Below are 6,669 nucleotides of genomic sequence, written 5' to 3'. Positions count from 1 at the left end.
CGGACGGCCAGCTCGTGGCCTACTTCGACGGCCGGCTGCGAACGTTCACGGTGCCGTTGGACTGGTCGCTCGCCACGGGGTTCAACCGCCGGGTGCTGCGCGCGCTCGCCGCCCATGTCCCGTACGGCACGGTCGTCGGCTACCAGGACCTCGCCCGCCGCGTCGGCGAGCCCGGCGCGGCCCGTGCCGTGGGGACGGCGATGGGCGCCAATCCCCTGCCGGTCGTCGTCCCGTGCCACCGCGTGATCGGGAGCGACGGCGGTCTCGGGGGCTTCGGCGGGGGCCTGGAGGTCAAGCGCGCCCTGCTGGCCCTGGAGGGCGTCCTGCCGCAGCCGCTCTTCTAGCCTGGTCAGACACCCTCTCCGGGCCCAACGGGCCCGCTCGCCCGGCCGATTGTCAGTGGCAGCCCCTAGCGTTTCGCAGCAGTAGAGGTCGGCCGCCGGTGGCCGCCCTGGGAGAGGGGTATGCCATGACGCAGGCGTCGGGCGACAGGACGTATCTGGAGCTGTCACAGGACGGCGGCGGGGCGCACAAGTTCTATGAGGTGACCGTGGACGGCGTCACCGTCTCCGTCCGGTACGGACGGATCGGCGCGGCGGGCCAGTTGCAGACGTCCTCCTTCCCCACGGCCGAGAAGGCGCGGGCCGCGGCGGCGAAGAAGGTCGGCGAGAAGGTCCGCAAGGGGTACGCGCCGGCCGTTCAAGGCGTGCGCGCCGCACGGGCCGTGACGCGCCGTCAGGTCACCTCGGCGCCGTCGACGGCGCGCGCCGTGGCCCCGGTGCTGTGGCGGTTCCGTACGGGTTCGGCGGCGTTCGGCATCCACATCGACGAGGACCGCTGCTGGGTGGGCAACCAGGCCGGGGACGTCTTCACCCTCGCGCACGACGGCGAGGTGCTGTCCCGCTACCGACTGCCGGACGGCGTCAAGTGCCTGGTGGCGGACGACTTCTGGATCTACGCGGGCTGCGACGACGGCACGGTCTACGACCTGTCCTCCAAGCTCCCCTTCGCCGCCTACCAGATCGCGGCGGACGTCGACATCTTCTGGCTGGACGTCCGCGAGGGCGTGCTCAATGTGTCGGACCGGGACGGCGGCCTGACGGTCATCGACCACGAGGACGAGTACCAGTGGTCGCGCAACAGCTCCGGAGCGCACGCCTGGATGGTGCGCCGTGACGAACGGGCCGTCTACCACGGCCACAGCCACGGCGTGACGGCGTACGCCCCGGACGGCAGCGGCCGGCTGTGGCACACGCCGACCAACGGGGCGGTGCTGTTCGGCTGGCAGGAGGACGACGCGGTCTACGCGGGCACCGACCGCCGCGTCGTGCAGCGCCTGTCGAAGGCGACGGGCCGGACGGAGGCCGACTACCGGTGCGACACCGTGGTCTACTCCTGCGCCACCGCCCCCGGCGGCCGGTACGTCTTCGCGGGCGACTCCGCCTCCTCCGTGTACTGCTTCGCGGCGGACGGCACCCGCCTGTGGAAGCTGGGCACCGGCGGCGGCTCGGCGCTGTCGATGCAGTACCTGGACGAGAAGCTCTACATGGTCACCACGGACGGCTCGCTGGTGTGCGTCGACGCGTCGGAGGCCGCGATCGCCGCCGCGCGGACCGGCACCGTCCCGGTCCCGGTGGACGTCAAGTCGGCCGAGGCGCTGCCCACTTACGCGCCGACGACCACGCTGGCGACCGTGACGGCCGCCCCCGCCTCGGGCGGCGTCGTCGTGGAGTGCGTCGAGGAGGCCGGCCGGCTGCGGGTCCACGTCGTCTCCGCGGGCTACGAACCCCTGTGGAACGTCCAGTTCCCCCGCCAGATACGCGAGCCCGGCGTCCGTTACGTGGTCGACGCGCTCGCTCCCGCGCCGGCCGGCTTCTACCGCGTCCGCGGCGAGATCAAGCGTCTGCTGTGAACCCGCTCCACGCCGGATGGCGGGGGTCGTCGGCCCGTACGACCACCTGGGCGGCGGCCTCCGGCCGTACCTCGTCGGCGTAGCGCGCGAACGCGGGCACGGTCCAGGCTTCCGCCGCGTCGGTGCGGCGCGCGAGCGCGGCGGGCGACATCCGCAGGTGCACCGAAAGGTCGAAGGGGAACCAGTGCCCGAGGAGGAGCGGGCCGTGCACGATCACGACGCCGCCGGGCGGCACGGTCACGTACGGGCTGCGCGTCGTGCGGTCCGCCACGGGGTCCCAGAGGTCGGGCAGCACCCGCCCGCTTCCGCCGGGCTCCAGGGGCGCGAACACCTCGCGGTGGAGCGCGCCGGTGTCGAGCCACAGGTCGTAGTACGCGTCGGCGTCCTGCCGCCCGTATTCGTAGCGCAGTGAGGCGGGTCGCAGGAATCCGCCGGTCCCGATGACGGTCGCGGGCCGCCCTCGCGCCCGCAGTTCCTCCGCCAGGTTCCGCGCCGGCTCCGCGGGGCGGGTGGCGGGAGCGCCGTCGACGGCGACCCGCAGCCAGGGGCTGCCGTCCTCCGCCTCGGTCCCCGCGATCCGCTCGGCGAGCGCTTCCGTCAGTCGCGTCCACGAGATCGCTTCCCACTGCACAGACCCATGATGCACGCTCCGCCGCGAGGGGAGGGGCCCGGCCCTCGCGCCCGCCGGCCCGGGGAAAGGTCAGTACTTCGGCGCGGACCGCGCGACCGATTCGTCGCGCTGCCGCAGCTCCGACAGGGCGTCCACCGGGTCCTCGTCCGCGGGCCCCGCGGGCCACCAGTCCGGGTCGGGGCCGGGATCGGCTTCGTAGGGGTACCAGCGGCCGTCGTGGCCGAAGCGGAGCTGGAGGCCGCGGGCGTCGTCGGTGAGGTGGTTGTGGCGCGGGCGCAGGGGCGGCAGCCCGGCGGCGGCCAGGGCGGGGCGGGCCCGGTCGAAGGGGCCGGCCGGCGGGTTCCACGGGGCTTCGAGGAGTGTCAGGCCCTCCAGTCCGCCCTGCCGCCAGGCGGCGACCGCGCGGGCCATGTCCGTCGGGGTGCGGCCGGTCCCGGCGGCCAGGCTCCGGTACAGGGTGCGGGTGGTGGCGGTGAGTCCGGAGGTGGGCCGGGTGGCGGCGAGCCGGACCGCGTCCTGCCAGGGGGTGAGGCCGGGGTGCGGGTCGCCGCCCGTGGTGAGGAACGCGTGCGCGCGGGCCGCCGCGTCCGTGGCCAGCAGGTCGAGCGCCGTCGCGGCCACGGGCAGCCGGCGGGCGGGCGGCAGCGACGGCGGTATGCCGGGGCGCCGCGGGACGGGGAGCGGTCCGGGGAGAGCCGCGGGGGCGGGCGGGGCGAAGAGCGCGGTTCGGGCGTCGACGCCCGCGCGTACGGCCGGCGACTCACGGGACGCGTGGGCCGCGTTGCGGCGAGCGAGGTCGTCGAGGAGCGCCCGTTCGTCGCGGCCCCGCATCAGGAGGAGGACGAGCGGGTCCGCGTCCAACAGCAGGGCGGCCTCGTAGCAGAGGGCCGCCGCGTGTTTGCACGGGTGCCCCCGGTCGGGGCAGGAGCAGCGCGGCGACAGTTCGCCGGGGCCCGGCAGCAGCCGTACCCCGGCCTCGGCGGCGGCGTCGACGAGCGCGTGCGGCATGTCCTTGTCGAGGAGGGCCGCGATGTGCGACGGCTGGGCGGCCACCGCGGTCAGGAAGCGGTCCCAGTCGGCGTCGGAGAGGACGTCCAGCCCGATGCCGGTGCGGTACGGGCGCGAGCGGCTGCCGTCGACGCGGGCCCCGATCCGGCCGGGCGTGACGGTGATGTCGTGGACGTGGCCGCCGCGCGCGTAGGCGCGGCCGCGGGAGAGCCGGCCGGGGTCGAGCGACGCGCTCCCCAGCGCCTCGATCCAGGCGTTGCCCCACCAGGACTCGGCGAAGGTCACCGCGGCCTCCTCAAGGTCACCAGTTCGGCGAGTTCCGTGTCGCTCAGCTCGGTCAGCGCCGCCTCGCCGCCGCTGAGGACCGCGTCGGCGAGCGCGCGCTTCGCCTCCAGCATCTCGGCGACGCGGTCCTCGACCGTGCCCTCGGTGACGAGGCGGTGGACCTGCACGGGCTGGGTCTGGCCGATGCGGTACGCGCGGTCGGTCGCCTGGTCCTCGACCGCCGGGTTCCACCAGCGGTCGTAGTGCACGACATGGCTCGCGCGGGTGAGGTTGAGGCCCGTGCCGGCCGCCTTCAGCGACAGCAGGAAGACAGGCACCTCGCCGGACTGGAAGCGGTCCACGAGCTGTTCGCGCCGCGCGACGGGGGTGCCGCCGTGCAGCAGCTGGGACGGCACGCCGCGCGCCGTCAGGTGGGCCAGGAGCAGCCGGGCCATCTCGACGTACTGCGTGAAGACCAGCACCGATCCGCCCTCGGAGAGGATGGTGTCCAGCAGCTCGTCGAGCAGTTCCAGCTTCCCCGAGCGGCCCGCCAGCCGATCGCCGCCCTCCTTCAGGTACTGGGCGGGGTGGTTGCAGACCTGCTTCAGCGCGGTGAGCAGCTTCATCACCTGGCCGCGCCGCGCCATGCCCTCGGTCCCCTCGATGTTCACGAGGGTCTCCCTGACGACGGCCTCGTAGAGGGCGGCCTGTTCGCGCAGCAGCGCCACCGGCCGGTCGGTCTCCGTCTTGGGCGGCAGCTCGGGGGCGATGCCCGGATCGGACTTCTTCCGGCGCAGCAGGAAGGGCGCGACGATGCGGGCCAGGTGCTCGACGGCCTCCTGGGTCTGCTCGTCGTCCTCGCCGCTCTCGATGGCGCGGGCGTGACGGGCCCGGAAGTTCTTGAGGGAGCCCAGCAGCCCCGGGGTGGTCCAGTCGAGGAGCGCCCACAGCTCGGAGAGGTTGTTCTCCACGGGGGTGCCGGTGAGGGCGATCCGGGCGGCGGAGGGGATGGTGCGCAGCGCCACGGCCGTGGACGCGTACGGGTTCTTCACGTGCTGCGCCTCGTCCGCCACCACCAGCCCCCAGGGCCGCTCGGCGAGCTCCTCGGCGCTGGAGCGCATCGTGCCGTAGGTGGTGAGCACGAAGCCCCCGGCCAGGCCGTCCAGGGTCCGTCCGGTGCCGTGGAAGCGGCGTACGGGGACGCCGGGCGCGAAGCGCTCGATCTCGCGCTGCCAGTTGCCGAGGAGGGAGGCCGGACAGACGACCAGCGTGGGTTCGGCGGGTGCGCGGTGCAGGTGGAGGGCGATGACGGTGATCGTCTTGCCGAGTCCCATGTCGTCGGCGAGGCAGCCGCCGAGGCCGAGGGAGACGAGCCGGTCGAGCCACCCGAGCCCGCGCAGCTGGTAGTCGCGGAGGGCGGCGCGCAGTCCGGGCGGCTGGACGGCGGGCTTGGGCTCGGCGGTGAGCCGGTCGCGCAGGACCGCGAGCGCCCCGACTGGCACGGCGGCGACCTGTTCGCCGTCGACCTCGGCGGCGCCCGTCAGTGTCATGGACAGGGCCTCGGCGGGGTCGAGCCGCCCCAGGTCGCGCCTGCGGGCCTTGCGTACGAGCGCGGGGTCGACCAGCACCCACTGGTCGCGCAGGCGCACGACGGGCCGCTGCGCCTCGGCGAGCGCGTCCATCTCCTGCTCGGTGAGCGGGGCGCCGCCGATCGCCAGCTGCCAGCGGAATTCGAGGATCTGCTCCGCGTCGAAGAAGGTCGCCTCGTCGGAGGCGGTGCCCGGTGCGATCCGTACGACCGCGCGGGCGGTCATCTCGCGTGCCAGTTCCCGGGGCCAGTGGACGGCGACCCCGGCCGCCGACAGCCGCTGGGCGGCCACGCCGAGCAGGTCGTTCAGCTCGTCCTCGTCGAGCGTCAGCACGTCGGGCACGGGCCGTTCCAGGAGGCGGCCGAGCGGCGGCCAGACGCGGGCGGCGCGCCGGAGCGAGAGAACCGTGTCGATACGGGCGCGCGCCCCGAAATGCTCCCCCGCGTGCCCCTCCCACAGCGCGACCGCGTCCGTGAGCAGGGTCGGGTCGGTGAGGCTGTGGACCTGGACCACGGCCGCCGCGAGCCCGCCGTCCTCCTCGTAGAGGTCGTAGGCGCGCAGGTCCAGGCGGAGCGAGAGGCGCACCCCGCCGTCCGTGCCGGCGGCGGCTTCCGCGGCCCACTCGCGCAGCTCGGGCAGGTGGTGGGCGGCGCGCGCCGCGTACGGCTCCCCCGCCGCGTACGGCGCCGCGGGCGTCCTCGGCAGGGTGTCCGCGACCGCGTCCAGCAGCGCCCGTACGAGGCCGTCGGGGTCCGGCAGCCGCAGCGGCCCGGGGCCCGGCAGGGGCGCCGCGTACGCCTCGGCGGGCATGGCGGCGACGATCGCCCGCAGATGCGCGAGGTCCTCGGTGTCCAGCGGCCCGGCCCGCCAGGTGTCCTGGTCGTCGTCGGTCAGCCCGGGCAGCAGCCTGCCGCGCGCCACGAGCTGCATCCCGTGCAGCGCCGCGGCCCCCCAGCAGGCGGCCGCCGGATGGGCCACGGGGTCGTGGCGGGCGCGCACCAGCAGCGGAACGGCCTGTTCCAGGGGGAGTACGAGCGCGGGCACCGTGCACCGCTGTACGCCGTCTCCGCTCCGGCGCACGACGGTCAGCTCGGTGCGCTCCCCCTTCGCCCCGGCCGGAAGATCGCCGCCATCCGGCTGCCAGAAGGCGACGGCGCCCTCGCGCGGCAGGTCACCGGGCAGGAAGACGGCGGCGCAGCGCCCCAACGGTCCGGCCGGACCGGCCGGACCGCACACCGGCGCGGCCCCCTGCCCCGCCCAGGACC

5 protein-coding genes are annotated in these 6,669 nt (G+C 75.2%); 2 read left to right on the top strand and 3 right to left on the bottom strand.

The features are described from left to right. Nucleotides 1-344: methylated-DNA--[protein]-cysteine S-methyltransferase (locus ACFU99_RS27950; protein ID WP_384397089.1), on the top strand; the 344-nt coding region annotated here is incomplete at its 5' end. A gap of 125 nt (nt 345-469) precedes the next feature. Further along, nucleotides 470-1,912, top strand: coding sequence for a WGR domain-containing protein (locus ACFU99_RS27945; protein ID WP_384397086.1), 1,443 nt, complete (start codon nt 470-472; stop codon nt 1,910-1,912). Here ACFU99_RS27945 and ACFU99_RS27940 read toward each other — a convergent pair. The 3 genes from ACFU99_RS27940 to ACFU99_RS27930 form a co-directional block, all read right to left on the bottom strand. Beyond that, nucleotides 1,896-2,543 carry a uridine kinase gene (locus ACFU99_RS27940; RefSeq protein WP_384397084.1) on the bottom strand — a complete coding sequence of 216 codons (648 nt, stop codon included), beginning with the start codon at nt 2,541-2,543 and terminating at the stop codon, nt 1,896-1,898. The genes ACFU99_RS27945 and ACFU99_RS27940 overlap by 17 nt on opposite strands. Before the next feature lie 69 nt (nt 2,544-2,612). Beyond that, nucleotides 2,613-3,836 carry an SWIM zinc finger family protein gene (locus tag ACFU99_RS27935; RefSeq protein WP_384397081.1) on the bottom strand — a complete coding sequence of 408 codons (1,224 nt, stop codon included), beginning with the start codon at nt 3,834-3,836 and terminating at the stop codon, nt 2,613-2,615. Then, nucleotides 3,833-6,640: a DEAD/DEAH box helicase gene (locus tag ACFU99_RS27930; protein ID WP_384397092.1), complete on the bottom strand. Its 2,808-nt coding sequence runs from the start codon at nt 6,638-6,640 to the stop codon at nt 3,833-3,835. The genes ACFU99_RS27935 and ACFU99_RS27930 overlap by 4 nt, the downstream gene beginning before the upstream one ends. Nucleotides 6,641-6,669 lie beyond the last annotated feature (29 nt).

The organism is Streptomyces sp. NPDC057654 (assembly GCF_042800135.1).
Taxonomy (GTDB): Bacteria; Actinomycetota; Actinomycetes; order Streptomycetales; family Streptomycetaceae; genus Streptomyces.
Note: the sequence above shows the minus strand (reverse complement) of the source record. Positions and strands in the feature narration are given on the sequence as shown.